Origin of the sequence: Hydrogenophaga pseudoflava (assembly GCF_031020795.1) — a bacterium.
GTDB lineage: Bacteria > Pseudomonadota > Gammaproteobacteria > Burkholderiales > Burkholderiaceae_C > Hydrogenophaga > Hydrogenophaga pseudoflava_A.
Map to the genome: position 1 here is coordinate 221066 of NZ_JAVHJP010000001.1, position 26665 is coordinate 247730.

At 67.7% G+C, this 26665-nt stretch carries 25 protein-coding genes; 16 read left to right on the forward strand and 9 right to left on the reverse strand.

The window, feature by feature from the left end; translation table 11 throughout:
• Positions 1-6 precede the first annotated feature (6 nt).
• From RCO38_RS01060 to RCO38_RS01080, 5 genes are all read right to left on the reverse strand, one after another.
• Entirely contained in the window at positions 7-993 is a 987-nt protein-coding gene (locus tag RCO38_RS01060) for a Bug family tripartite tricarboxylate transporter substrate binding protein (RefSeq protein WP_308326457.1), read from the reverse strand.
• Positions 994-1095: 102 nt separating this feature from the next.
• Complete coding sequence (locus RCO38_RS01065) at positions 1096-2421, reverse strand: TRAP transporter large permease (protein ID WP_308326458.1); 1326 nt, start codon at positions 2419-2421, stop codon at positions 1096-1098.
• Positions 2418-2894, reverse strand: coding sequence for a TRAP transporter small permease (locus RCO38_RS01070; protein WP_308326459.1), 477 nt, complete (start codon positions 2892-2894; stop codon positions 2418-2420). The genes RCO38_RS01065 and RCO38_RS01070 overlap by 4 nt, the downstream gene beginning before the upstream one ends.
• Before the next feature lie 206 nt (positions 2895-3100).
• Entirely contained in the window at positions 3101-4138 is a 1038-nt protein-coding gene (locus RCO38_RS01075) for a TRAP transporter substrate-binding protein (RefSeq protein ID WP_308326460.1), read from the reverse strand.
• Positions 4139-4357: 219 nt separating this feature from the next.
• The gene (locus RCO38_RS01080; RefSeq protein WP_308326461.1) at positions 4358-5131 is read right to left on the reverse strand and encodes an IclR family transcriptional regulator; all 774 of its coding nucleotides are present in this window, start codon (positions 5129-5131) and stop codon (positions 4358-4360) included.
• A gap of 124 nt (positions 5132-5255) precedes the next feature.
• Here RCO38_RS01080 and RCO38_RS01085 point away from each other — a divergent pair, with 124 nt between their 5' ends.
• From RCO38_RS01085 to RCO38_RS01115, 7 genes are all read left to right on the forward strand, one after another.
• Positions 5256-6227, forward strand: a complete 972-nt coding sequence (locus RCO38_RS01085) for a Bug family tripartite tricarboxylate transporter substrate binding protein (protein ID WP_308326462.1) — start codon at positions 5256-5258, stop codon at positions 6225-6227.
• 195 nt (positions 6228-6422) lie between these two features.
• Positions 6423-7106, forward strand: a complete 684-nt coding sequence (locus RCO38_RS01090; RefSeq protein WP_308326463.1) for an RraA family protein — start codon at positions 6423-6425, stop codon at positions 7104-7106.
• Entirely contained in the window at positions 7103-8038 is a 936-nt protein-coding gene (locus RCO38_RS01095; protein ID WP_308326464.1) for an NAD(P)-dependent oxidoreductase, read from the forward strand. Before RCO38_RS01090 ends, RCO38_RS01095 begins: the two co-directional genes overlap by 4 nt.
• A gap of 3 nt (positions 8039-8041) precedes the next feature.
• Positions 8042-9118 (forward strand): cyclase family protein, encoded by a 1077-nt coding sequence (locus RCO38_RS01100; protein WP_308326465.1) that lies wholly within the window; start codon positions 8042-8044, stop codon positions 9116-9118.
• Positions 9119-9143: 25 nt separating this feature from the next.
• Positions 9144-10133: a Bug family tripartite tricarboxylate transporter substrate binding protein gene (locus RCO38_RS01105; protein ID WP_308326466.1), complete on the forward strand. Its 990-nt coding sequence runs from the start codon at positions 9144-9146 to the stop codon at positions 10131-10133.
• A gap of 93 nt (positions 10134-10226) precedes the next feature.
• A complete protein-coding gene (locus RCO38_RS01110) occupies positions 10227-11174 on the forward strand; it encodes a Bug family tripartite tricarboxylate transporter substrate binding protein (RefSeq protein WP_308327303.1) in 948 nt (315 codons plus the stop codon).
• A gap of 35 nt (positions 11175-11209) precedes the next feature.
• Positions 11210-12136 (forward strand): SMP-30/gluconolactonase/LRE family protein, encoded by a 927-nt coding sequence (locus tag RCO38_RS01115; RefSeq protein WP_308326467.1) that lies wholly within the window; start codon positions 11210-11212, stop codon positions 12134-12136.
• 72 nt (positions 12137-12208) lie between these two features.
• Here RCO38_RS01115 and RCO38_RS01120 read toward each other — a convergent pair whose 3' ends face one another.
• Together RCO38_RS01120 and RCO38_RS01125 are read right to left on the reverse strand one after the other, a co-directional pair.
• Complete coding sequence (locus RCO38_RS01120) at positions 12209-13246, reverse strand: TRAP transporter substrate-binding protein (protein WP_308326468.1); 1038 nt, start codon at positions 13244-13246, stop codon at positions 12209-12211.
• A 32-nt stretch (positions 13247-13278) separates the two neighbouring features.
• Positions 13279-14073 carry a GntR family transcriptional regulator gene (locus RCO38_RS01125; RefSeq protein WP_308326469.1) on the reverse strand — a complete coding sequence of 265 codons (795 nt, stop codon included), beginning with the start codon at positions 14071-14073 and terminating at the stop codon, positions 13279-13281.
• Positions 14074-14212: 139 nt separating this feature from the next.
• Between RCO38_RS01125 and RCO38_RS01130 the strand changes: the two genes are divergently transcribed.
• On the forward strand, positions 14213-15340 hold the full coding sequence (locus RCO38_RS01130; RefSeq protein ID WP_308326470.1) for a 5-methyltetrahydropteroyltriglutamate--homocysteine S-methyltransferase: 1128 nt from the start codon (positions 14213-14215) through the stop codon (positions 15338-15340).
• 31 nt (positions 15341-15371) lie between these two features.
• On the opposite strand, the gene RCO38_RS01135 is transcribed toward RCO38_RS01130, so the two are convergent.
• On the reverse strand, positions 15372-16400 hold the full coding sequence (locus RCO38_RS01135; RefSeq protein WP_308326471.1) for a TRAP transporter substrate-binding protein: 1029 nt from the start codon (positions 16398-16400) through the stop codon (positions 15372-15374).
• Between the two features lie 63 nt (positions 16401-16463).
• A complete protein-coding gene (locus RCO38_RS01140; protein WP_308326472.1) occupies positions 16464-17327 on the reverse strand; it encodes an amidohydrolase family protein in 864 nt (287 codons plus the stop codon).
• Between the two features lie 126 nt (positions 17328-17453).
• On the opposite strand from RCO38_RS01140, the gene RCO38_RS01145 reads away from it, so the two are divergent.
• The 8 genes from RCO38_RS01145 to RCO38_RS01180 all read left to right on the forward strand — a co-directional run bounded on the left by RCO38_RS01145 (position 17454) and on the right by RCO38_RS01180 (position 26621).
• Complete coding sequence (locus RCO38_RS01145; RefSeq protein ID WP_308326473.1) at positions 17454-18242, forward strand: crotonase/enoyl-CoA hydratase family protein; 789 nt, start codon at positions 17454-17456, stop codon at positions 18240-18242.
• A gap of 37 nt (positions 18243-18279) precedes the next feature.
• Positions 18280-20136 carry a feruloyl-CoA synthase gene (locus tag RCO38_RS01150; protein WP_308326474.1) on the forward strand — a complete coding sequence of 619 codons (1857 nt, stop codon included), beginning with the start codon at positions 18280-18282 and terminating at the stop codon, positions 20134-20136.
• Positions 20137-20161: 25 nt separating this feature from the next.
• A complete protein-coding gene (locus tag RCO38_RS01155; protein WP_308326475.1) occupies positions 20162-20926 on the forward strand; it encodes an SDR family NAD(P)-dependent oxidoreductase in 765 nt (254 codons plus the stop codon).
• A complete protein-coding gene (locus RCO38_RS01160) occupies positions 20926-21345 on the forward strand; it encodes an acyl-CoA thioesterase (protein WP_308326476.1) in 420 nt (139 codons plus the stop codon). Before RCO38_RS01155 ends, RCO38_RS01160 begins: the two co-directional genes overlap by 1 nt.
• 58 nt (positions 21346-21403) lie before the next feature.
• Positions 21404-22399 (forward strand): Bug family tripartite tricarboxylate transporter substrate binding protein, encoded by a 996-nt coding sequence (locus RCO38_RS01165; RefSeq protein WP_308326477.1) that lies wholly within the window; start codon positions 21404-21406, stop codon positions 22397-22399.
• Between the two features lie 38 nt (positions 22400-22437).
• Positions 22438-24159, forward strand: a complete 1722-nt coding sequence (locus RCO38_RS01170) for a tannase/feruloyl esterase family alpha/beta hydrolase (RefSeq protein ID WP_308326478.1) — start codon at positions 22438-22440, stop codon at positions 24157-24159.
• A gap of 31 nt (positions 24160-24190) precedes the next feature.
• The gene (locus RCO38_RS01175; protein WP_308326479.1) at positions 24191-24874 is read left to right on the forward strand and encodes a flavin reductase family protein; all 684 of its coding nucleotides are present in this window, start codon (positions 24191-24193) and stop codon (positions 24872-24874) included.
• A gap of 61 nt (positions 24875-24935) precedes the next feature.
• A complete protein-coding gene (locus tag RCO38_RS01180; protein ID WP_308327304.1) occupies positions 24936-26621 on the forward strand; it encodes an acyl-CoA dehydrogenase family protein in 1686 nt (561 codons plus the stop codon).
• Positions 26622-26665: the final 44 nt, after the last annotated feature.

Sequence of the window (26665 nt, forward strand, 5' to 3'; positions counted from 1 at the left end):
TCCTCTTCACTGTTTGGGGATGCCGGCTTTTTCGATCACAGCGCCCCAGCGCTTGATGTCCGACGCGAGCAGCTGCGCCGCCTCGTCGGGCGTGCTGGGATCGGCGTCGATGTTCAGGTCGGCCAGCTTCTTCTTCACCTCCGGCTTGGCCAGCGCGGCCACGATGTCCTTGTGCAGGCGGTCGATCACCGGCCGCGGCGTCTTGCCCGGCACGGCCAGTGCGTTCCAGGACGAGGCCTGGAAGTCCTTCACGCCCTGCTCCACCGCGGTGGGCACCTCGGGCAGGAGGCCCGAACGCTTCTTGCCAGTGACGGCCAGGGCGCGGAAGGCCCCGGCCTTGATCTGCGTCAGCGTGGGCCCGAGGATCTCCACGCCCACGTCGACCTGCTTGCCGCGCAGCGCGCCGACCAGCTCGGGCGTGGCCTTGAACGGCACGACCTGCGCGTCGATGCCGGCGCTGGATTTGAACAGCTCGGCCGCCAGGTTCTGCGTGCTGCCGATGTTGATGCTGCCGATGTTGAGCCTGTTGGGATTGGCCTTGGCGAACGCGACCAGTTCGCCCAGGGACTTGAACGGCGACTCGGCCGGCACCACCACCACCAGGTCGAAGGTGCCCAGGGTCGAAACGGGCGCCAGGTCCTTCAGCGTGTCGTAGGGCAGGCTCTTGAACAGGCTGGCCGTGACGGCGGTGCCGTTGGACATCAGGAACATCGTGTGGCCATCGGGCTCGGCGCGCGCCACGGTCTCGGCCGCCACCACGCCACCCGCGCCGGGACGGTTCTCGATGGTGACCGGCTGGCCCAGCGAGGCGCTCAGTTCGGCCCCCACGATGCGCGCCGTGAGGTCGCCCGCGCCGCCGGCCGCGAACGGCACCACGATGCGCAGCGCTTTGGACGGAAAGGCCTGGGCGGCGGCCGGGCCGACAAAAGCCAGCGCGGCCAGTCCCAGGCCGGAAGCCAGCAGCGCGCGACGAAGGGAAGCGGTCGAAGTCATGAAGGTCTCCTTGGTTCTTGGGGCAAACAGCAGGATCAATGTACCGATCAGAAAAAAGGCCTGCAATGCGCTGCAGGCCTTTTCTGTTATTCGCGAACGCTATCAGGTGCCCACGTACTGCACCAGCCAGAGCGAGATCGACGGAAACAGCAGCAACAGCGTGGTGCGGAAGACGTCACTGATCAGGAAGGGCATCACGCCCTTGTAGCTCTCGCTGATCGGCACGTCCTTGGCCATGCCGTTGACGACGTACACGTTCAGCCCCACCGGCGGTGCCAGCAGGCCGAAGCCCACGGTCATCAGCACCATGATGCCGAACCAGATGGCGGTCATTTCCTGGCTCATGCCGAAATCCATCGCCATGATCATGGGGAAGAAGATCGGAATGGTCAGCAGGATCATGGACAGCTCGTCCATCACCGCGCCCAGGATCACGTAGAACAGCAGGATCGCGGTCACGACCATGATGGGCGACAGGCCCCAGCCGTTGACCACCTCGGCCAGCATCGCCGGCACCTGGGTCAGCGCCAGCGCGGAGTTCATCAGGTCGGCGCCGATGAAGATCATGAAGATCATGGCGCTGGCCTCGGCGGTGGCAAAGAAGCAGTGCTTGACCTTGGCCCAGGTGAGCTCGCGCTTGAGCAGTGCCGCCACGAAGGTGGCCGCCGCGCCCACGCCCGCGCCTTCGGTGGGCGTGAACAGGCCGCCGTAGATGCCGCCGAAGACGATCAGGAACACCACCGCGATCGGCGCCACGCCCAGCACCAGCTTGCCGGTCAGCTTGGGCTGCCCATCGTCGTCGTGCTCGGGTGCCTGGCCAGGCACGACGCGCACGTAGATGGCGATCGCGATGATGTAGCCGGTCATCGCGATGATGCCGGGGATCATGGCCGCGGCGAACAGCTTGGCGATGTTCTGCTCGGTCAGGATGGCGTAGATCACCAGCGGCACCGACGGCGGAATCAGGATGCCCAGCGTGCCACCCGCGGCCAGCGTACCGGTCGCCAGACGGCCGGAATAGCCGTGGCGCTTCATCTCGGGCAAGGCCACCGAGGTGATGGTGGCGGCGGTGGCGATGGACGAGCCGCAGATCGCGCCGAACGCGGCGCTGGCCATCACGGCGGCCATGGCGAGGCCACCGCGGAAGCGGCCCATCAGCGCCGCAGCCAGCTCGAACAGCGATTTGGAGATGCCGCCCTGGGTGGCGAAGTTGCCCATCAGGATGAACAGCGGGATCACCGACAGGTCGTAGCTCGCGAAGCGGGCGAAGGCCATGCCGTTGACGTTGTTGGAGAACGGCAGCCAGCCCACCTGGCTGAGGTAGCCGAACACGCCGGCGGTGAACATCGAAACGGCGATCGGCACCCGCAGGGCCATCAGGACCAGCATCACGCCAAAAATGGCGCCGGCCATGGACAGGGAACTCATTGTTCTTGCTCCTCGAAGTTGCCGATGAAGGCCTGGTACAAGGCAATGAGACCGGTCAGGCACAGGGGCGGCACCATGGCCGCATAGACGATCCACTCGGGGAATCCGAGCATCATGGTGGTGGTCTGGGAGCTGTAGGAACTCATGCCACCGATGGCGGTGCGCCAGGCCAGCAGCAGCATCATGCTGGCCATGACCAGCGCGCCGAAGCGGTCCAGCCGGGCGTTGATCCGCTCGGGCACCTTGGCGGTGAAGAAGTCCACGATGATGTTGCCGCGGCGCAGCTGGGCCCACGGCAGGAACAGCGCCACCGCAGCGCCGGCCGTGACGGCCGTGAGCTCATAGTCACCGAGCAGCGTGACACCGATGGTGTTGCGACCCAGCAGGCTGGCACAGGTGACCAGTGTGATGGCGGTCATCAACAGACCCGCCAGGATGGCGCAGTACCGCGCCAGGGCAGAGAGCAGTTTCAATCGATCACCTTGAAGAAGAGGGGTTCGAAGAAGTCCTGACGGTGCAGGACGGAGGGCGCGGACCGGGGCCGCTGGCGGAAGGATTATCGCGTCCGGGTTCCGGCGTCATCTCGAAGAAGGCCGGCCGGACCAGGGCGCGACACTATAGCCTGAAGTTATGCATTGTTAAATGCATTCAACTTATCGAAATCCCTGAGCCGTGTCGCTCACTTGGCGTGCTTGGCGATGAGCGCACGGGCCTCGGACGCCAGCCTGGCGCCGTCGATGCCCTTGCCTTTCATCTCGGTGACCCAGTCGGACTCGACCGTGCCGGCGGTGCGCTTCCAGCGCTGCACCTCGGCGAGTTCCAGCTCGGTGATTTTGTTGCCCGCCTTGACGGCGATGTCGCGGCCGATCTTGTCGCCCTCCTCCATCGCGCGACCGAACAGCGCAGCGGTTTCGACGCCGGAGTTGTTGTCGATCACCTTCTTCAGGTCGGCCGGCAAGTTGTCGTAGGCGGCGCGGTTCATCGAGAAGGCGAAGGTCTGGGTGTACAGGCCTTCCTTGCCGGCGAAGGTGGTGTGGTTCTTCACCAGCTCGGCGATCTTGACCGAGGGTGTGACCTCCCATGGGATCGTGGTGCCATCGATCACGCCCTTGGTCAGCGCATCGGTGACGGCCGGCACTGGCATGCCGACCGGGGTGGCGCCCAGCTTGACCAGCATGTTGTTGATGATGCGCGAGCCGCCGCGCACCTTCATGCCGCGCAGGCTCTCCAGGCCGGTCACCGGCTGCTTGGTGTGGAACAGGCCGGGGCCATGGGTGTGGGCGGCCAGCAGCTTGACAGTCTTGAACTCGTCGGCGGCGTTCTTTTCCACGTACTCATGGAAGGCCCGCGAGCAGTTCTCGGGGCCTCCGCTGCACATGAACGGCAGCTCGAACACCTCGGACTTGTTGAAGCGGCCCGGGGTGTAGCCCAGCACCGTCCAGGTGATGTCGGCCACGCCGTCCTTGGCCTGGTCGAACAGCTGCTGGGGCGTGCCCCCCATCTGCATGGCGTGAAAGAGCTGGACCTTGATGCGGCCGCCCGATTCGGCTTCGACCTTCTTGGCCCAGGGAATGATGGCCTTGGCCGGGATTGCAGCCTGCTGAGGCAGGAACTGGTGCAGGCGCAGGGTCACGGTCTGGGCCTGGGCCAGCGTGGCCCCGGACAGCGCGGACAGGGCGGCCAATGCCACGAGGGCACGACGACGGAACGATTGCATGCTTGTCTCCAGAGATCGGGTGGGAACGGTCCGGCGAGGGCGGGAGCAAGCCCGGGCGCGTCGAACCATTGAGCGCCCGGGACTGTGCGCGCTTTGCCACCTATTGAAAAGCGGCAAGTGCGACTTTCAGCTATGCCGGTTTGGTCTGTACCAGACGGTTAATTTATCGGACCATCACCACCGCCGGGGGGCGGTCCACGGCGCGATGAGCGCGTCCCCTCACGGGTGCCAGGTCGCCGCCGGGCCCCCGGCCGGCGACGGCCGCCGCGTGCCCGCGATCGCGTACGACAACTCGTTGGCCGCGCTCATCACCGTCTGCGCCAGCTCCATCAGGCGCGCCTCCGGCAGGCGCGCCGTCGGCCCCGAGATGCAGACCGAGCCCAGCAGTCGCCAATGAAGCCCGAACACCGGCGCGGACACGCTGGAGACCTCGGGCTCGCGCTCGCCCAGCGAGAGGTGAAAGCCCCTGCGGCGGATCGACTCGTAGGGCTCGCCCGGCTCGCCGGAGAACGCCAAGATGACGCGCCCCGGGGCGCCCAGGTTCAGCGGCAGGCCGACGCCCACGCGCACGTGGTGGCGGATGGTCTGCGGCCCATCCACCCGCGCCAGGCACTGGCGCTGCTGGCCCTCGCGCACATAGAACGAAGCACTCTCGCCGCTCTGCACCGTCAGCGCGCGCAGCACCGGTTCCACCACCTCGTGCACGTCGAACACGGCCTGGTAACACGCCCCCAGCCAGCCCGCCGCACGCCCCAGGCGCCAGCTGCCGTCCTCCTTCTGCACCAGGTAACTCTCGGCCGCCAGCGTGCGCGCCAGGCGCAGCGTGGTGGTCTTGTGCATGCCGGTGCGCCGGCTCATCTCGGCCAGCGTGAGCTGGGGGTCGTCCATGCCGAAGCACTCCAGCAGGCGCAACGCACGGGTCACGGCGGTCACGCTGCCGGTGCTGGTGTCGCTGTCCGGGGCGTCGTCGGAAGGCTTTTTTGCGGGTTTCATGGTTTGGTCGTTGTTTCGACTATTGAAACACCATTGTATTGAACGAAACGCCGCCGTACAGTCCGCGCCAGCCGCCGGAACCCTCACCGCGGCCCTTCCATCCACCGATTGCCGGAGACAAGACATGAACCTTTCCCGCCGCCACGCCCTCGCCGCCGCCAGCCTGCTGCTGGCCACCGGTGCCGCCTTCGCACAGGCCTACCCCACCAAGCCCATCAAGGTCATCGTGCCCTTCCCGGCCGGTGGCGGCACCGACCTGATCGCCCGCGAAGTGACCACCAAGATCCAGACCACCAAGGGCTGGAACATCGTGGTCGAGAACCGCCCGGGCACCGGCGGCAACATCGGCATCGACGTGGTGGCCAAGTCGCCGGCCGACGGCTACACCATCGCGCTGGGCCAGACCAGCAACCTGTCGATCAACCCGACGCTCTACACCAAGATGCCGTACGACTCGGTCAAGGACCTGACCCCCATCGGTCTGGTGGCCAGCGCGCCGCTGGTGATGGTGGTGGGCGAGACCTCGCCTTTCAAGACCCTGGCCGAGGTGGTGGCCGCGTCCAAGGCCAAGCCTGGCTCGCTGAACATGGCCTTCTCGGGCAACGGCACGGTGGCGCACCTGGCCAGCGTGCTGTTCCAGAAGTCGGCCGGCGTCGACTTCACCCACGTGCCCTACAAGGGCGCGGCCCAGGCGGCCACCGACGTGGTCAGCGGCCGTGTGGAGCTGTACCTGTCTTCGGTGCCGACCCTGATCGGCCAGATCAAGACCGGCAAGATGCGCCCGATCGCGGTGACCTCGCTCAAGCGCGTGGACGACCTGCCCCAGGTGCCCACCATCGCCGAGTCGGGCGTGAAGGACTTCGAGGCCGTCACCTGGTTCGGCTTCGTCGCCCCCGCCGGCACACCCAAGGACATCGTCGCCGTGCTCAACACCGAGATCAACAAGGCGCTGCAGTCGCCCGACGTGAAGAAGAAGCTGAGCGACCAGGGCGCCGACGTGCTCGGCGGCACGCCCGAAGCCTTCGGCAGCCTGATCAAGAGCGACCTCGCACGCTGGGCGCCCATCGTCAAGGCCTCGGGCGCAACGCTCGACTGACACCCCCTGCGCCGCTGACGCGTCTTCCCCCTCTCTGGCGCGCCTGCGGCGCTGGGAGGGGGACACACCCTGCGGCCCGGCAGAGCCGGTTCCGCGGGTGCCCTGGACTCAGGCACTTCGCACCGGAGGCGGTGGTTGTGCCTCCCTCCGGCGAAAACCAGTTTCCTTTCTCTTTCTTTAACTGAGAGCCCCACCATGTCCCAGCCCGACATCGTCAAAGACTTCCCGCGCGTCGCGCCCGACCTGGTGGCGCAGGCCGCCCGGTTCCAGCCGGCCATCTTCTCCGACATCAACGGCCGCCGCGGCGCGCTGCACGGCCGCATCCAGGCCCTGCGCCCGCGCATGAAGGTGGCCGGCCCGGCCTTCACCGTCGAGGTGCGCCCGGGCGACAACCTCATGATCCACGCCGCCATGGCGCTGGCCAAACCCGGCGACGTGCTGGTGATCGACGGCAAGGGCGACCAGACCTCGGCCCTGATGGGCACCATCATGATGACCGCCTGCCGCCAGCTCGGCCTGGCCGGCGTGGTGATGGACGGCGCGGTGCGCGACAGCCTGGAGATCGACGAGATGGACTTCCCGGTCTTCTCGGTCGGCACCAACCCCAACGGTCCGACCAAACAGGTCGGCGGCCGCATCGGTCACCCGGTCAGCGTGGGCGGCGTGACGGTGCACCCCGGTGACTTCGTCATCGGCGACGGCGACGGCGTGGTGGTGATCGAGCGCGAGGCGCTGGCCGGCCTGCTGCCGCTGGCCGAGCACAAGGTGCAGGCGGAGGCCAAGCGCATCGCCCAGATCAAGGAAGGCAACACCTCGGCGTCGTGGCTGACCTCGTCGCTGGTCGCGGCCGGTGTGCTCAAGCAAGGAGAGACGCTGTGAGCGGCAAACCCGTCATCCTCATCACCGCCGCCGACCTGGCGCCGCAGGCCCTGGCCCTGCTCGCAGACCATGACCTGGTCTTTGCCGGCAAGACGCCGACGCAAGCCGATGTGGTGGCGCTGGCGCGCCAGCACAACCCGGTCGGCATCATCGTGCGCTACAGCGGCGTGAACGCAGAGGTCATGGACGCGGCGCCCGCGCTGCGCGTGATCTCCAAGCACGGCAGCGGCACCGACACCATCGACAAGGCGGCCGCCGCCGAGCGCGGCATCGCCGTCACGGCCGCCGTGGGCGCCAACGCCGCCGCCGTGGCCGAACAGGCCCTGGCCCTGCTGCTGGCCTGCGCCAAGTCCGTGGTGCAGCTGAACCAGCGCATGCACGAGGGCCACTGGGACAAGGCCACGCACAAGAGCCTGGAACTGGGCGGCCGCACGGTCGGCCTGGTCGGTCTGGGCGCCATCGGCCTGCGCTTTGCGAAGATGGCCGACGCCATGGGCATGCGCGTGATCGGCTTCGATCCGTTCGCCAAGAACCTGCCGGCCTACGTGACGGCGGTGGACCTGGAAACGATCTGGAAAGAATCGGACGCGATCTCGCTGCACTGCCCGCTCACGCCCGAGAACAAGGGCCTGCTGAACGCGCAGACCCTGGCGCGCTGCAAGCCGGGCGTGATCGTGGTGAACACCGCGCGCGGCGGCCTGATCGACGAGCCGGCGCTGCTGGCCGCGGTGCAGTCGGGCCAGGTGCGCATGGCGGGTCTGGACAGCTTCGCGATCGAACCCATGACCGTGCCGCACATCTTCCACGGCCAGCCCGGCTTCATCCTCAGCCCGCACATCGGCGGCGTCACCAGCGACGCCTATGTGAACATGGGTGTGGCCGCCGCGCAGAACACGCTCGCGGTGCTGCAGCAGACCGCCGCCACGGCCTGAGCCATGCCGCCCCGCTGGAAGCACGCGCCACCCGGTGGTCACTGGGGCGAATTCGGCCCCGATGACCAACGGGGCCGCATGAACCTGGTGGACACCACCAAGGTGTTGCAGGGAGTGGCCGAGGTCAAGACCGGCCGGACTTTCTGCCTGTCACTGCCGCTGGACGTCCCCGGTGGTCAGCGCATGAACCCGCGCCGCATGCCACCGCGCCGCTACAGCGTGCTGCGCGACGGCAAAAGCGCCGGTCAGCAAGGCTTTTGCTGGTCGTACCAGAGCGAAGACCCGGACCTGACCGACGTCGTCAACGACGATGTCGTGCTGATGAGCCTGCAGTACTCGACCCAGTGGGACAGCCTGTCGCACATGGGCAGCCACTTCGACGCAGACGGTGATGGCGTGGCCGAGGCCGTGTTCTACAACGGCTTTCGGGCGGGCGTCGACATCCGCCCCGGCACGGAAGACCCCGGTGCGGCCGAGCCCTGGGCCCGCTACCGGGACCCGAAAGCCGATGTGCTGGACATCGCGGTGCTGGCCGAACATGGCGCACAAGGCCGGGGCGTGATGATCGACCTGGAGCACCACATCGGCCGCCAGCGGCAGGCCGTGGGCTACGACGCACTGATGCGCATCCTCGACGCGGACGGCGTGGCGGTCGAGCCCGGCGACATGGTCTGCATCCACACCGGCTTCGCCGACACGCTGCTGGCCATGAACCGGAACCCGGACGTCGAGCACCTGCACGCCACCGGCAGCGGTCTGGACGGCCACGACGGCCGCTTGCTCAACTGGATCACCGACACCCGGCTGGCCTGCCTGCTGGCCGACAACCCGGCGGTGGAACTGGTGGTGCCCAAGCTGGCCAGCGGCTCGCAACCCGGCACCCCGATGCGCCAGCCGCGCCTGCCGCTGCACGAACACTGCCTGTTCAAGAACGGCATCCACCTGGGCGAGCTCTGGTACCTGACCGAACTGGCGCACTGGCTGCGCCTGAACCAGCGCAACCGTTTCCTGCTGACCGCCCCACCGCTGCGCCTGCCCGGCGCGGTCGGATCACCCGCCACCCCGATCGCCACCGTTTGAACCCAGAAAGACAGGAGACAAGATGATGAACAACCGCCACCTATCCCGCCGCCAATGGGTCGCCGCCGCGACCGCCGGCATGGCAACCCTCTGGATGAGCGCGCCAGCCTGGGCGCAATCCTGGCCCGACCGCCCGATCAAGCTGGTCGTTCCCTATCCCGCCGGGGGTGCCGCCGACCAGACCGCCCGCCTGATCGCCGGCCCCCTGGGTGAGCGACTGAAAACCACGGTGGTGGTGGACAACCGCCCCGGCGGCGGCGGCTCCATCGGCGCGGCAGCCGTTGCGAAGGCGGCGCCGGACGGCTACACATTGCTGCTCGATGCCACGGGCTTCACCGTCAACCCGGCCCTGCTGCCCAAGATGCCGTTTGATCCGGTCAAAGACCTGCAGCCCGTGTCGCTGGTCATGCAGGTGCCCATGCTGCTGGTGGTGCCGGCGGGTTCGCCGCACAAGACCGTGGCGGACCTGATACAGGCCGCACGCAGCCAGCCCGGCAAGCTGTCGTTCGCGTCAGCCGGCAACGGCAGCGCCCAACACCTGACGGGGGAACTGTTCAAGCAAGGACACAAGCTCTTCATCACCCACATCCCGTACCGGGGTGGCGCCCCCGCGCTCAGCGATCTGATGGGCGGACAGGTGGACATGATGTTCTCGGCCATGCCCGCATCACTGCCCCTGGTGCGCAGTGGCAAGCTGCGCGCTCTGGCGGTCACGGCGCCGCAGCGCGCCGAGCTGGTCGGGGCCATCCCGACCGTCGCCGAAACCGGTCTCAAAGGTTTCGCGGCCCAGGAGTGGAACGGCATCTGGGCGCCCACCGGGACACCACCCGACGTCATGGGGCGGCTGGAGACCGAACTGCGCGCGGTCATGGCCCTGCCCGAAGTCCGCCAGCGCCTTGCCGCCAACGGTGCCGTCGCGATGGGCACCCCCCGCGCCGACTTCGGCAAATTCGTCCAGACAGAAATGGCCCAGTGGGCCCGCGTGATCCAGCAAGCGGGCATCAAGCTGGACTGAGCCCCCATATCAACAACACAGGAGACACACATGATCCATCCCGAACCCAACAAGCAAGTTCAAGCAAGCCGTCGTTTCATGCTTCTGGCGGTGATGGCCGCTGCCGCAGGATCGGTGGCGCCCCTGGCCCACGCCCAGCAGGCCCCCTGGCCCGGCAAAACCGTCAAGATCATCGTGCCTTACCCGCCCGGCGGAGCCGTGGACGTGGCCACCCGGAAGATGGCGCAGAAGCTCACCGAGCAGACTGGCCAAAGCTTCATCGTGGAAAACAAGCCCGGCGCCACGGGCACCATCGGCGCCAGCTTCGTGGCCCAGGCCCAGCCCGACGGTTACACCCTGCTGGCCAATGACACCACCTATTCGCTGCTGCCGCACATCTTCAAGAAGCTGCCTTTCGACCACGCCACGCAACTGGTGCCCGTCAGCGCCTACCTGTTTGCGCCCATGGGACTGGCGGTCAACGCGGGTTCGAAATACAAGACCCTGGCCGAACTGACCGCGCAGGCCAAGGCCGCGCCCAACACCGTCACCTACGGCACCGGCGGCCCGGGCACCACGCCGCACTTCGCCAGCGAAGCCCTGGGCATTGCCACCGGCGTGAACTTCATGCACATCCCCTACAAGGGTGCGGGCGAAGCAACGGCCGGCCTGCTGTCCAGCACCATCGACTTCCAGATCGCGTCCACCACCAGCCTGATGGGCAACGTCAAGGGGGGCAAGTTGCGCCTGCTGGCCGTCAGCGGCGACAAGCGCCTGGCGGCGCTGCCCGACGTGCCCACGTTTCAGGAAGCGGGCGTGAACTGGCGCGGTGTCGTGAACTGGACCGGCTTGTGGGCGCCACAGGGCACGCCGGCCGATGTGACGCAACGCCTTCAGAAGGAAGTGGCCACGGCCATGGCGTCGGACGACATGAAGCAGTTCGCGCAAAGCACAGGAGCCGATGCGCGTCAGGTGGGCTCGGAGGATTTTGGCCGACTGCTCAAGGACAGCACCGAGGCCTGGGGCAAGGTCGCCGCCAACACCGCGTTCGAGAAGCAGTAAGGTATCCGTTCCTGCCTGCTCCGCCTGAGACCTCCATGTTCCTGCTCCAGCCGCCCGAAGTCCGCACGCTCGACGTCTTCACCACCCTGCCCGCGCGCTTCCGCCAGCGCCGGCGCACGGTGTGGAGCGACGCCAACATGGGCGGGCGCGAGGTCGACTCGTTCCTCGAAGGCCCGGTGTTCGACGACGCCGGCCACCTCTACGTGACCGACATTCCGTTCGGCCGCGTGTTCCGCATCGACCCGCAGGGCGAATGGGAGCTGGTGGCGCAGTGGGACGGTGAACCCAACGGCATGAAGTTCCTGAGCGCCACCGAACTGCTGGTGACCGACTACCGCAACGGCCTGATGGTGTTGGACAGCCGCAGCGGCGCGGTGCGACCCTACCTGGGCCGGCGCAACACCGAGAGCTTCAAGGGCCTGAACGACCTCACCTTCGATTCGACGGGCAACCTGTATTTCACCGACCAGGGCCAGACCGGCCTGCACGACCCCACGGGCCGCGTCTACCGGCTCAGCCCGGCGGGCCGGCTCGATGTGCTGCTGAACAACGTGCCCAGCCCCAACGGCATCGTGCTGTCGCTGGACGAGAAGTTTTTGTTCGTCGCCGCCACGCGCGGCAACTGCGTCTGGCGCATGCCGCTGCTGGCCGACGGCGGCGTGTCCAAGGCGGGGCAGTTCTTCACGTCCTACGGTCCCAGCGGCCCGGACGGCCTGGCGATGGACAGCGCCGGCCAGTTGCTGGTGGCCAACCCGGGTCTGGCCTACGTGTGGGTGCTCAACCACCGGGCCGAGCCGGTGCAGGTGCTGCGCGCCGAGACCGGCGCCTCGCTCACCAACCTCGCCTTCGGCGGGCCGGAGCGCAAGACGCTGTACTGCACGGAGTCGACCAGCGGGACCATCCTGCGTGCACCGATGAGCGATGCGGGCGCCACGGTGCACCGATCCGCGCAAGTCGCTTGATGCGATTCACACCAACGGAGAGGGGCTGCCGACCCACGCCGGCAGCCCCCGTCTGATCACTGATCGCGCGGCTTACTTGTTGTATTTCGCGATCAGCGCCCGTGCCTCCGAAGCCAGCCTGGCGCCGTCGATGCCCTTGGCCTTGACCTCGTTGATCCAGTCGGTTTCCACCGTCGAGGCCGTGCGCTTCCAGCGCTGCACCTCGGCCAGCTCCAGCTCGGTGATCTTGTTGCCGGCCTTGACGGCGATCTCGCGCCCGACCTTGTCGCCATCGTCCATGGCCTTGCCGAACAGCGCCGCGGCCACCTGGCCCGAGTTGTCGTCGATCACCTTCTTCAGGTCGGGCGGCAGCTTCTCGTAGGAGGCCTTGTTCATCGAGAACGCGAAAGTCTGGGTGTACAGGCCTTCCTTGCCGGCGAAGGTGGTGTGGTTCTTCACCAGCTCGGTCACCTTCAGCGAGGGCGTGACCTCCCAGGGAATGGTGGTGCCGTCGATCGTGCCCTTGGACAGCGCGTCCGTGACGGCCGGCACCGGCATGCCCACCGGCGTGGCACCCAGCTTGGTCAGCATGTTGTTGATGATGCGCGAGCCGCCGCGCACCTTCATGCCGCGCAGCGACTCCAGGCCCACCACCGGCTGCTTGGTGTGGAACAGCCCGGGACCGTGGGTGTGCACCGCGATCAGCTTGACATCCTTGAACTCGTCGGCCGCGAACTTTTCCACGTACTCCTGGATGGCCTTGGACGAGGCCTCGGCAGAGCTGCTCATGAACGGCAGTTCGAACACCTCGGTCTTGGGGAAGCGCCCCGGGGTGTAGCCCAGCACCGTCCAGGTGAGGTCCACCACGCCGTCCTTGGCCTGGTCGAACAGCTGCGGTGGTGCGCCACCCAGCTGCATGGCGTGGAACAGCTGCACCTTGATCTTGCCGCCGGACTCGGCCTCCACCTTCTGCGCCCACGGCACGATGGCCTTGGCGGGAATGGTGGCCTGCGGCGGCAGCATCTGGTGCAGGCGCAGCGTCACGGTCTGGGCCATCGCGGTGCCGGCCGTCGCCAGGGCGGCCACAGCGCCGAGCGTGGCCAGGGCGGTGCGACGGGGAATGAGCTTCATGGGTGTCTCCTTGGGTTGAAAAACGGATGGGGTCAGCGGCGGCGCCGGATCATGCGGATCGCCGGCATGTTGCCCGCCAGCGGCTCGGAGGGATGGGCCGCCAGCACCTCGACCAGATTGCGGCGCGCCAGCCGCGAGTGCTCGCGCATGATGGACTCGGCGCGCGTGCCCTCGCGCTGCTCGATGGCGTCCAGCACCTGGCGGTGCTGGTCCTGCGCGACGATCAGCATGTCGCGCGCACGCGTGGACTGCGCCTGCAGCAGCACGAATCCCGAGGGCGACGCGAAGGGCAGGCTGGCGGCGCGCTCCAACTGGCGCGTGATGGTGGGGCTGTCCGCCAGCTCGTAGAGCAGCGCGTGGAAATGGCTGTTGAGCGCGACGTAGGCGGAGAACGCCTCGTCGTCCAGTGTCGGCGCGGTCAGCAGCGCATCGATGCGGTCCAGGCACTGGCGCGCTTCGGCCAGCACCACCAGGGGCGCACCGCGTTCGGCCGCGAGCCGGGCCAGCAGGCCTTCGAGCGTGCCGCGCAGCTCGATGGCATCGGCCACGTCGCGCTCGGAAAAACTCTGCACCACATAACCGCCGCTGGGCAGGGCCTCCAGCAGACCCTCCTGTTCCAGCCGCAGCAGCGCGGCGCGGATGGGGGTGCGCGACATGCCCAGGCGCTCGACGATGGCCAGCTCGGCGATGCGGGTGCCGCCGGGCAGTTCGCCCGAGAGGATGAGCTCGCGCAGCTGCAGCAGCGCGCGCACCTGCGCGGTCTCGGCGGACGCGCTGGACGAGGCGCCGGGTGCGGCGTCGGCGGAAAGGTCCTGGACCGTGTTCATGGATACCCAATGTATACAGAAACCCCCGGATTTCTCTCAGAGAGAACCCGATATCAGGGAAATCCATGATCCCCTGTATCCAGACACGGAGCCGATGTGTTGGCTACGATGCCGCTGGCCACCACCACACGGAGACACCATGAGCACCCGCATCCCGTTCCGCGCCGACCACGTCGGCTCCTTCCTGCGCCCGGCCTACCTGCTGGAGGCGCGCGACCAGTTCTTCAACAAGAAGTCGATCACGGCCGAGCAGCTGCGCGCCGTGGAAGACAAGGCCATCACCGAGATCGTGAAGTTCCAGGCCGATGTGGGCCTGCAGTCGATCACCGACGGCGAGTTCCGCCGCACCTACTTCCACATCGACTTCCTGGAGCAGCTCGGCGGCGTCAAGACCGACATCCCGGTCACCATCGTGCGGCCCGACGGCACCGAAGAACTGGCACCGCCGGTGATCCGCGTGATCGACAAGGTGCGCCACGCCAGGAACATCCAGCTGGCCGACTTCCAGTACCTGAAAAGCCAGGTCGAGGCGCTGGGCATCAGCGGCCTGGTGCCCAAGGTCACCATCCCCTCGCCCACCATGCTGCACTTCCGCGGCGGGCGCGCCGGCATCAGCAAGGAGGCCTACCCCGAGCTCGACCCGGTGTTCTACGACGACGTGGCCAAGGCCTACGGCGACGAACTGCAGAGCCTGGCCGACGCCGGCTGCACCTATGTGCAGATGGACGACACCAACATGGCCTACCTGTGCGACGAGAAGATGCGCGAGGCGGCGCGCCAGCGCGGCGACGACCCCAACGAGCTGCCGCACCGTTACGCGGCCTTCATCAACAAGGTGGTGGCGCGCAAGCCGGCCGGCATGACGTTGTGCATGCACCTGTGCCGAGGCAACTTCAAGAGCACCCACGCGGCGGCCGGCAACTACGAGCCGGTGGCCGAGGCCCTGCTCTCGGAGATGCACCTGGACGCCTACTTCATGGAATACGACGACGACCGCTCGGGCGACTTCCGGCCGCTGCGTTTCCTCAAGCCCGGCAAGACCGTGGTGCTGGGTCTGGTCACCACCAAGTTCGGCCAGCTCGAAAGCAAGGACGACCTCAAGCGCCGCATCGCCGAGGCCGCGCAGTACGCGCCGCTGGACCAGCTGGCGCTCAGCCCCCAGTGCGGCTTCTCGTCCACCGTGCACGGCAACAACATCGCCGTGGAGGACCAGCGGAAAAAACTCGCCCTGGTCGTCGAAACCGCCCGCGAGGTCTGGGGCGGTTGAGGCCCCTGCGCCGCAAAGCGGCGCAGGGAGATCACTTGTCGTACTTGCCGATCAAGGACTTGGCTTCCGACACGAGACGGGCACCGTCGATGTTCTTGGCCTGCATGTCCTTGACCCAGTCGGACTCCACCGAACCGGCGGTGCGCTTCCAGCGCTGAACCTCGGCCAGCTCCAGCTCGGTGATCTTGTTGCCTCCCTTGATGGCCAGGTCGCGACCGACGTTGTCGCCCACGTCCTGGGTGCGTGCGATCAAGGCGCTGAACTCGGCGCCCGAGTTGTCGTCGATGATCTTCTTGAGGTCTGCCGGCAGCTTGTTGTAGGCCGCCTTGTTCATGGCCACCACGAAGGTGGTCACATACAGGGCACGGTTGCCGGCGAACGTCGTGTGGTTCTTCACCAGCTCCTGCACCTTGAGCGCCGGCGCCACCTCCCAGGGGATGGTGGTGCCGTCGATGGTGCCCTTGGACAAGGCATCGGTCACGGCCGGCACCGGCATGCCCACCGGGGTCGCACCCAGCTTGACCAGCATGTTGTTGACCACGCGCGTGCCACCGCGGATCTTCATGCCGCGCAGACTCTCCAGACCGACCACGGGCTGCTTGGTGTGGAACAGACCGGGGCCGTGCGTGTGCAGGGCCAGCACGTGCACATCCTTGTACTCGTCCATCGCGTTCTTCTGCACGTAGTCCCACAGGGCGCGCGAGGTGTTCTCGGCCGACAAGCCGGCAATGAACGGCAGTTCGAACACCTCGGATTTCGGAAAGCGCCCCGGCGTGTAGCCGGGCAGGGTCCAGACGATGTCCACCACGCCGTCGCGCGCCTGGTCATACAGCTGCGGCGGCGTGCCACCCAGCTGCATCGACGGATACAGCTGGATCTTGATGCGCCCCTTGGACTCGTCTTCGATCTTCTTGGCCCAGGGGGCCAGCGCCTTGGAAGGCACCGTGCCCTGCGGCGGCAGGAACTGGTGCAGGCGCAGGGTCACTTCCTGCGCGAAAGCACCCATGCTGGTGGCGGCGGCCAGGGCGATGCCGGCGAGTCTGAACTTCCATGCGGACATGGTCTTGTCTCCTTCTGCTGAGGGTTGGGGTTGAGATGGGGGTGAAGAGAAACTGGAAACGGATCAGGCCAGGCCCAGCAGGCGCACGGCGTTGCCCTTGAGGATGCCGGGCATCACCTCGGGCTTGAAGCCGGCCACCTCGAAGTCCTTCATCCAGCGCTCGGGCGTGATCAGCGGGTAGTCGCTGCCGAACAGGATGCGGTCCTTGAGCAGCGTGTTGGCGTACTGCACCAGCTGCTTGGGGAAGTACTTCGGGCTCCAGCCCGAGAGGTCGATCCAGACGTTGGGCTTGTGCGTGGCGACCGACAGCGCCTCGTCCTGCCAGGGGAAGCTGGGGTGCGCCATGACGATCTGCATGTCGGGCCAGTCGATCGCCACGTCGTCCAGGTGCATGGGGTTGCTGTACTCCAGCCGCAGGCCGCCACCGCAGCGCATGCCGCTGCCAATGCCGCTGTGGCCGGTGTGGAAGATGGCCGGCATCTTGTGCTCGTTGATCACCTCGTAGATCGGCCAGGCCATCTTGTCGTAGGGGTGGTAGCCCTGCACCGTCGGGTGGAACTTGAAGCCCTTGATGCCTTCTTCCTTGATCAGGCGCTCGGCCTCGCGCGCGCCCATCTTGCCCTTGTGCGGGTCGATGCTGGCGAAGGCCATCATCATGTCGCTGTTGTCGCGCGCGGCCTTGGCGATCTCCTCGTTGGGGATGCGTCGGCGGCCCAGCTTGGACTCGCTGTCGACGGTGAACATCACCAGGCCGATCTTGCGTTCGCGGTAGTACGCGACGGTCTCTTCGATGGTCGGGCGGCGGTTGCTGCCGAAGTACTTGTCGGCGGCGCGGTCGTACTCCTCGCCGTAGTTGTCGAACGGGTTCCAGCAGCTCACCTCGGCGTGGGTGTGGATGTCGATCGCGATCAGGTTCTGGTGGTCCATCGTGGTCTCCTCATGGAAGGTGGGACTAGGGTAAATACGGGGTCGGTGGCGCGGGCTATCGCTTGATTTGGTTATTGTTTATAACAATAATTCCATCACCCAACAAGCTCCAGAACCCGAACCACCATGACCACCCAACACCCCGACCTGAGCGTGCAGCTGCACGGCGAACAGCAGGAAATCGCCATCGTCACCCTCACCCGTCCGGCCAAGCGCAACGCGCTCAACGACGGCCTGATCCTGGCGATCCGCGACGCCTTCCAGAACCTGCCCGCCAGCGTGAAGGCGGCCGTGATCGACGGCGAGGGCGAACACTTCTGCGCCGGCCTGGACCTGTCCGAGCTGAGCGAGCGCGACGCGGCCGAGGGCGTGTTCCATTCGCGCATGTGGCACGCCGCGCTGGACTGCGTGGAAAAGGGCACCGTGCCCGTCATCGCGGCGCTGCACGGCGCGGTGGTCGGCGGCGGCCTGGAGCTGGCCAGCGCCTGCCACATTCGCGTGGCCGACGAGTCCACCTTCTACGCCCTGCCCGAAGGCACGCGCGGCATCTTCGTCGGCGGCGGCGGCGCGGTGCGCGTGCCCAAGCTGATCGGCGCGGCGCGCATGACCGACATGATGCTGACGGGCCGCGTCTACAACGCCGCCGACGGTGAGCGCGTGGGCCTGGCGCAGTACCTGGTGCCCACAGGCACGGCGCGCGAGAAGGCCATCGAACTGGCCACACGCATCGCCACCAATGCCCGCATGACCAACTTCGCGCTCATGCACGCACTGCCCCGCATCGCCGAGCAGCCCACCGACCACGGCCTGTTCACCGAAGCGCTGATGGCCTCCATCGCGCAGTCGGCGCCGGAAGCCAAGGCCCGGGTGCGCGCCTTCCTCGAAGGCAAGGCGGCGAAGGTGAAGAAAGACTGACCGAGCAGGCGCCGCACAAAAGACCCGAGGAGACAACATGAGCACAGCGAAATACCGCCCCCTGACATTCGGCGTGACCCGCGCCACCCTGCGCGATGGCGACACGGGCGTGCACTACCTGCGCGCCGACCAGGACCTGGGACCCTTCCCTGCGCGCCTGACCGACCGTCTCGTGCACTGGGCCAAAGAGCGGCCGGACCAGACCCTGTTCGCCCGCCGCGTGAAGAACGCCGACGGCAGCAGCGGGGATTGGAAGCACATCAGCTTTTCGCAGGCGCTGGACGCCGCGCGCCGCATCGGCCAGGGTCTGCTCAACCGCGGCCTCTCCGCCGAACGCCCGGTGCTGATCCTCAGCGAGAACGACCTTGAACACGCGCTGCTCGCGCTGGGCTGCCTGTACGCCGGTGTCGCCTACTGCCCCACCTCCCCGGCCTACTCGCTGGTGAGCCAGGACTACGACAAGCTCAAGCACGTCATCAAGACGCTCACGCCGGGCCTGGTGTTCGCGAGCGACGCGCTGCGCTACAGCCGCGCCATGCTTGCCACCGTGGCCGAGGACGTGGAGCTGGTCTGCACGAACGGCACCGTGCCGGGCCGCGACACGACTTCGTTCGCTGCGCTGCTGGCCACCGAGCCAACGCCCGCGGTGGACGCCGCGATGGCCGCCACCGGCCCCGACACCATCGCCAAGTTCCTGTTCACCTCGGGCTCGACCAAGATGCCCAAGGCGGTGATCAACACCCAGCGTCTGTGGTGCGCCAACCAGGCCCAGATGACGGCCTCCATGCCGGTGCTGGCCGAAAAGGAACTGGTGCTGGTCGACTGGCTGCCCTGGAACCACACCTTCGGCGGCAACCACAACTTCGGCATGGTGATCTACCACGGCGGCACGCTCTACATCGACGACGGCAAGCCCACGCCCGCGCTGATGCACGAGACCCTGCGCAACCTGCGCGAGGTCTCGCCCACGGTCTACTTCAACGTGCCGACCGGCTTCGAGGCGATCGCCAACGCGATGAAAACGGACGATGTCCTGCGCCGGACCCTGCTGGCGAAGGTCAACATGTTCTTCTATGCGGGCGCCGCCCTGGCCCAGCCGATCTGGGACAGCCTGTTCGAGAGCGCCGAGCGCGAGGTGGGCGAGCGCATCGTCATGGGCACCGGCCTGGGCATGACCGAGTCCGGCCCCTTCGGCATCTTCGTCACCAGCCCGAACGTGAACGCCGGCGACCTGGGCCTGCCCACACCCGGGCTGGAGCTCAAGCTGGTCGACATGCAGGGCAAGACCGAGGTCCGCTACAAAGGCCCGAACATCACGCCGGGCTACTGGCGCCAGCCGGAGGAGACGGCCGAGGCCTTCGACGAAGAGGGCTTCTTCAAGACCGGCGACGCGGTCAAGTGGATCGACGAGACCGATGTGCACCAGGGCCTGAAGTTCGACGGCCGCATCGCCGAGGACTTCAAGCTCGCCACCGGCACCTTTGTCAGCGTGGGTCCGCTGCGCGGCAAGATCATCGCCGCCGGCGCGCCCTACATCCAGGACGTGGTGCTCACCGGCCTGAACATGAAGGAGGTGGGCGCCATGGTGTTCCCGACCCCGGCCGTACGGCAGCTCTCGGGCCTGCCGGCCGATGCCTCGATGCACGATGTGCTGGACACCCCCGGCGTGCTGGCGCAGTTCCAGAAGATCGTGGACGAGCTGGCGAAGAACGCCACCGGCTCGGCCAACCGCATCGCGCGCCTGTGCCTGCTGGCCGACCCGCCCACCATCGACCGCGGCGAGATCACCGACAAGGGCTCGATCAATCAGCGCGCCGTGCTGTCGCACCGCGCCGACACCGTGGCCAAGCTGCACAGCGACGGGCTCAGATTCATTCTGAAGCCGACGGCCTGATCAGCGTTTTTCAAAGGAACCCGACATGAACATCCAAGGACACGCCGCCCTCGTCACCGGCGGGGGCTCCGGCCTCGGCGAGGCCACCGCCCGCGAACTGGCACGGCTCGGCGCCAGGGTCGCGGTGCTCGACCTGAACATCGAAAACGCGCAGCGCGTGGCGGCCGACATCGGCGGCGTGGCGGTGCAGTGCAACGTCTCGGACGAGGCCAGCATGCAGGCGGCCATTGAAGCCGCGGCGGCGGCCCACGGCCCAGCACGCATCCTGATGCAGATCGCCGGCATCGGCAGCGCCAAGCGCGTGGTCGGCAAGGACGGCAACGCCGCCCCGCTGGCCGACTTCGCGCGCGTGATCAACGTCAACCTGATCGGTACCTACAACGCGGCCCGTCTGTTCGCCGCCGCCTGCGCCAAGCTCGACCCGATGGAAGATGGCGAGCGCGGCGTGATGGTGTTCACCGCCAGCGTGGCCGCCTTCGACGGCCAGGTCGGCCAGCAGGCCTACAGCGCCTCCAAGGCCGGCGTGGTGGGCATGACGCTGCCGATGGCGCGCGACCTGGCGCAGCACGGCATCCGCGTCTGCACCATCGCCCCCGGCCTGTTTGCCACGCCGCTGATGAAGGAGCTGCCCGAGCCGGTGCAGGAGTCGCTGGCCAAGAGCATCCCCTTCCCCAACCGCCTGGGCAAGCCGGAGGAGTTCGCGCAGCTGGCGGTCCACATCGTGAGCAACGGCCACCTCAACGGCGAGGTGATCCGCCTCGACGGCGCCCTTCGCATGGCTCCCCGCTGATGAGCAAGGTGGTCGTCTACGAGGTCGAGGTGATGTTCGGCGACTGCGATCCCGCCGGCATCGTCTTCTTTCCCAACTTCAGCAAGTGGATGGACGCCTCGTCGCTGAACTTCTTCGTGAAGTGCGGCGTGCCGCCCTGGCGCGAGCTGGTGAAGACCACCGGGATCATCGGCACGCCACTGCTGGAGATCCACACGAAGTTCTTCAGACCCGCCACCTACGGCGAGCGGCTGCAGATCCACACCAGCGTCACCGAGTGGCGCGAGAAGGTGCTGATCCACAAGCACCTGGTCAAGCGGGGCGACGACCTGCTGTGCGAAGGCGAGGAAACCCGGGCCTTCTGCATGCGCGACCCGGCGAACCCGGACCGCATCAAGGCCGTACCGATACCGCCCGACATACGGGCCCTGTGCACCTGATTCCGAAGCCCTCGCAGAAGGGTCCGATTTTTCAACCACCACAACCGGAGACAACACCATGAGCATCGCCCGCCGTCAGTTCATCCAGGCGTCCGCCGCCTCCACCCTGCTGGCCGGCCTGGGCCTGCAGAGCGCCCACGCCCAGGGGCTCGAACAGGTCAAGATCGTCAACGGCTTTCCCGCCGGCGGCAGCGCCGACGTGACCAGCCGCCGCATCGGCGACAAGCTGGGCGGCACGGCGTACACCAAGAACGCCGCGGTGGTGGAGAACAAGACCGGCGCCGCCGGCCGCATTGCGGTGGAGACGGTGAAGAACGCCGCTCCCGACGGCGCCACGCTGCTGCTCACGCCGTATTCGATGATGTCGATCTACCCGCACATCTACAAGCAGCTGAGCTACGACCCGTTCAAGGACCTGGTGCCGGTGGCGATGGCCTCGATGCTCTCGCACGGCCTGGCGGTCGGCCCGATGGTGCCGGCCTCGGTGAAGACGGTGAAGGACTACCTGGCCTGGTGCAAGGCCAACCCCAACCTGGCCAACTACGGCTCGCCCGCCGCCGGTTCCACGCCGCACTTCCTGGGCGCGCTGCTGGGCATCGAATCGGGCGTCGAACTCAAGCACGTACCCTACCGCGGCTCCATCCCGGGCATCACCGATGTGATCGGTGGTGCGCTCGCCTCGATGTTCACGCCGCACGGCGACTTCCTGCCCAACCACAAGGCCGGCAAGCTGCGCATCATCGCCACCTCCGGCAAGCAGCGCTCGGCCTTCGTGCCCGAGGTGCCCACCTTTGCGGAGCAGGGCTTCCCGGATCTCGTGGTCGAGGAGTGGTTCGGCTTCTACGCGCCGGCCAAGACGCCGGCCCAGGTGATCACCAACGCCAACCAGGCGATCAACGCGGCGCTCAAGGAAAAGACGGTCATCGACAGCCTGGCCCTCTCGGCCATGGTGCCGGTCGGCGGATCGCCCGAAGACATGGCCAAGAGCATGAAGTACTACCACGACTTCTGGGGCCCGCTGGTCAAGAAGATCGGTTTCACCGCCGAGTCCTGATCCGCCCTGTCCGCAGCCCTTACCTCACGAGGCCTTTCATGATGCGTTCCCCCGCTCCCCGCCGCCTGGCCCTGGCGGCCCTTCCTGCGCTCGCGCTGAGCGCCTGTTCCCAGATGGGACCGGCGTCCCCCACCGGTACCACCGGCGCTGCCCGGGGGGCCACCCTGCAGCAGTGCGAAACCCTGGCCGCCAGCTTCCGCCACGACCAGACTTCGCTGGACTCGGCCGCCGTCCAGACAACCGGCACACTCAAGCTCGCCGAGCAGCCGGTGGCCGAACACTGTCTGGTCAAAGGCGCCATGCACAAACGCAAAGGCAGCGACGGCCGCGACTACGCCATCGGCTTCGAGATGCGCCTGCCCAAGGCCTGGAACGGGCGCTTCTACTACCAGGGCAACGGCGGGCTGGACGGCTCTGTGAAGACGGCCGACGGCGCACTGGGCGGCGGCCCCCTGACCGGCGCGCTGATGCAGGGCTTTGCCGTCATCAGCTCCGACGCCGGGCACTCGGGTCCTCAAACGCCCTACTTCGGTCTGGAGCCGCAGTCGCGCCTGGACTATGGCTACCAGGCCGTGGCCAAGCTCACGCCCATGGCCAAGGCCCTGATCGCCGCGGCCTATGGCAAGGGACCGGACCGCTCCTACCTGGGCGGCTGCTCCAACGGTGGTCGCCACGCGCTGGTCGAGGCCGCGCGCGGCCAGGCCTACGACGGCTACCTGGTCGGCGCGCCTGGCTACCGTCTGCCCAACGCCGCCCTGGCCCAGCTCTGGGGTGCTCAGCAGTGGGCCCCCCTGGCCGTGCCCGGTGCGACCACCCAGCACCCGCTCAACCCCAGCGCGAAGATCCCCGACCTGAGCGGCGCCTTCACCAAGGCCGAGCGGCAGCTCGTGGCCGACGCCATCCTGGGCAAGTGCGATGCGCTCGACGGCGCCAAGGACGGCATGGTCCAGGCCACACAAGCCTGCCAGGCCGCGTTCAGCCTCAAGACCGACGTGCCCACCTGCTCCGGCGAGCGCAACGGCTCGTGCCTGAGCGCGGCTCAGAAAGAAGTGGTCGCCAGCGTGTTCGCCGGTGGTCGCACCACTTCCGGCGCGCCGATCTACTCGGCCTTCGCTTACGACCCTGGCCTGGCGGGCGACAACTGGGGCACCTGGAAGTTCGCCAACTCGGTGGCGCTCGATCCGCTGTCGGTCGGCACCGTGTTCAGCGTGCCGCCGGGCATGTTCGACCCGCTCAAGGTCGACATCAACGCACGCCTGCCGATGTTCAGCGCCACCAGCGAGGTCTACCGCGAGTCCGGCCTGTCGCTGATGACGCCACCCGGTCACGAGAAACCGGTGAACCTGGCGAAGCTCAAGGACCGCGGCGCGAAGATGATCGTCTACCACGGCGTGGCCGACGCGATCTTCTCCGCCGAAGACACGCGCCAGTGGATGCTGCGCCTGGACCAGGCCCTGGGCGGCCAGGCCGACCGCTTCGCGCGCTACTTCCCGGTGCCGGGCATGGCGCACTGCAGCGGCGGTCCGGCCACCGACCAGTTCGACCTGCTCTCGCCGCTGGTGAAGTGGGTCGAGCAGGGTGAAGCGCCACAGGCCGTGAAGGCCACTGCGCGCGGTGCCGGCAACCCGGGCGGGGAAAACAAGGAGCTGCCGGCCGGCTGGGCACCCAACCGCAGCCGACCGCTGTGCGCCTACCCCACGGTCGCGACCTACAAGGGGTCCGGGCCGGTGGAAGACGCGTCCAGCTTCGCCTGCCGCTGATCCCCCGGCGTCCACCGAACGGAGTTCCACCATGTACTACGAACCGGGCAAGACCCCCCACGGCCTGCCGCACGACCCGTTCAAGTCCTGCGTGATCCCGCGTCCCATCGGCTGGATCTCCACGGTGGACGCGCAGGGCCGCGACAACCTCGCGCCCTACAGCCAGTTCCAGAACGTCACCTTCGACCCGCCCATCGTCATGTTCAGCGCCAACCAGAGCACGCAGGGCGAGCGCAAGGACTCGGTGCGCAACGCCGAGCAGATGGGCCAGTTCGTCTGGAACATGGCCACGTATGCGCTGCGCGAGGCGGTCAACATCAGCGCCGAGGAGCTGCCACCCGGTGTCGACGAGTTCGAGCGCGCCGGGCTGGAGAAGCTGGAGAGCCGGCTCGTGAAGCCCAGGCGCATCAAGGGCTCGCCGATCCAGTTCGAGTGCGAGTACCTCAACACCGTGCGCTTCCCCGGCCGCCCGCCCATGGGCACGGTCGATGTGGTGTTCGGCCGCGTGGTCGGCATCCACATCGACGACGCCTACATCGACGGCAACGGCCTGGTCGACGTGCTCAAGATCCAGCCCATCGCGCGCATGGGCTACTACGACTACACCGTGGTCGACAACAAGTTCCGGATGGTCATTCCCGGCAGCAACCAGGCGCTGCTGGCCGGACTCGAAGGCTCGCCCGACAAGGCACAGGACGCCACCGGCGGCCGCTGACGTTTTCTCTCTCTCCGCTTCTCTGCACACCGTGAACCACTTCCAGCCCGCCACCGCCGACATGGCCTTCGTCCTGCAGTCCGTGCTGCAGGCCCCGCAACAGCTGCAGGCCCTGCCCCCCTACGCCGCCGAGGGGGCCGAAGCCGACCTGATGCAGCAGGTGATCGAAGAGTCGGGCAAGTTCGTGGCCGAGGTCGTGGCGCCGCTCAACCGCGACGGCGACGAGATCGGCGCGCAGTTCAGGGACGGCGCGGTCACCATGCCCCCGGGGTTCCGCGAGGCCTACCAGGCCTTCTGGCAGGCCGGCTGGCCAGCCCTGGCCTGCGCGCCCGAGGACGGCGGCCAGGGCCTGCCTGCGGTGCTGGAGGCCATGCTCTACGAGATGCTCAGCGCTGCGAACCACGGCTGGACCATGGCGCCCGGTCTGCTGCACGGCGCCTACGAGTGCATCAAGCACCACGCGTCCGACGAACTCAAGGCGCGCTATCTGGAGAAGGTGGCGACCGGCGAGTGGCTGGCCACCATGTGCCTGACCGAGCCGCACGCCGGCTCCGACCTCGGCCTGTGCCGCACCAAGGCCGTGCCGATGGCCGACGGCCGCTTTGCCTTGAGCGGCACCAAGATCTTCATCTCGGGCGGCGAACACGACCTGACCGACAACATCGTGCACCTGGTGCTGGCGCGCCTGCCCGACGCGCCGCCCGGCCCCAAGGGCCTGTCGCTGTTCCTGGTGCCGAAGTTCTACGAAGACGGGACCCGAAGTGCCTCGGTCTGCGAGCGCATCGAGGAAAAGATGGGCCTGCACGGCAGCCCGACCTGCGTGATGCGCTTCGACGAGGCGCCCGGCTGGATCGTCGGCGAGCCCGGCAAGGGCCTGAACGCGATGTTCGTGATGATGAACGCGGCCCGGCTGCACGTGGGCCTGCAGGGCATCGGCCTGCTGGAAGCCGCCTGGCAGAAGGCCGATGCGTACAGCAAGGAGCGCCGCCAGATGCGCGCGCCTGGCGGCTCGGCGAAAGCGGGCGAAGCTGATCTCATCGAGCAGCACCCGGCCATGCGCCGCATCCTCGACGCACAGCGCGCCTGGATCGACGCCGGCCGCGTCGTGGCCTACCGCACGGCACTGGAACTGGACATCCTCAAGCACCACGACGGCGCCGAGCGCCGCGAGGCCGCCGGCCGCTGGTGTGCGCTGGTCACCCCGGTGCTCAAGGCCGCCTGGACCGACCAGGCCTTCCACGGCGCCAGCGCCTGCCTGCAGGTCTTCGGCGGCCACGGTTTCGTGCGCGAATGGGGCATCGAGCAGATCGTGCGCGACTCGCGCGTGGCCATGATCTACGAGGGCACGAACGAGATCCAGGCCATCGACCTGCTGCTGCGCAAGACCCTGCCCGACGGCGGTGCCGCCTTGCTGGCACTGCTGGGCGAGCTGTCCGGTGAACTGGGCGGCGACGAACAGTCCGGCCGGGTGAAGGCACAGATCGACCGCTTTGCCACCCTGCTGTGCGAACGCCTGCTGCCCCGCGCCACGGCGAAGGACGCGCCCGCCGATCTGCCGCACTGGCTGGCCGACGACTTCCTGCGCGCCGTGGCCCTGCTGCTGATGGCCTGGGCCTGGGCCCGCATCGGGGCCACCCCCGGCGCCGACACGCCGCGCTGGCGAACCGCACAGACCGGCTTCTGGCGCTGGGTCTGGCCGGAGTTCGGCATGCGCGTGGCCATGATGGAGAGCACCCTGGCGGGGTGATGCCCCTGCCAGCTCGCGGCGCGATACCGGTATCCTCAGCACCC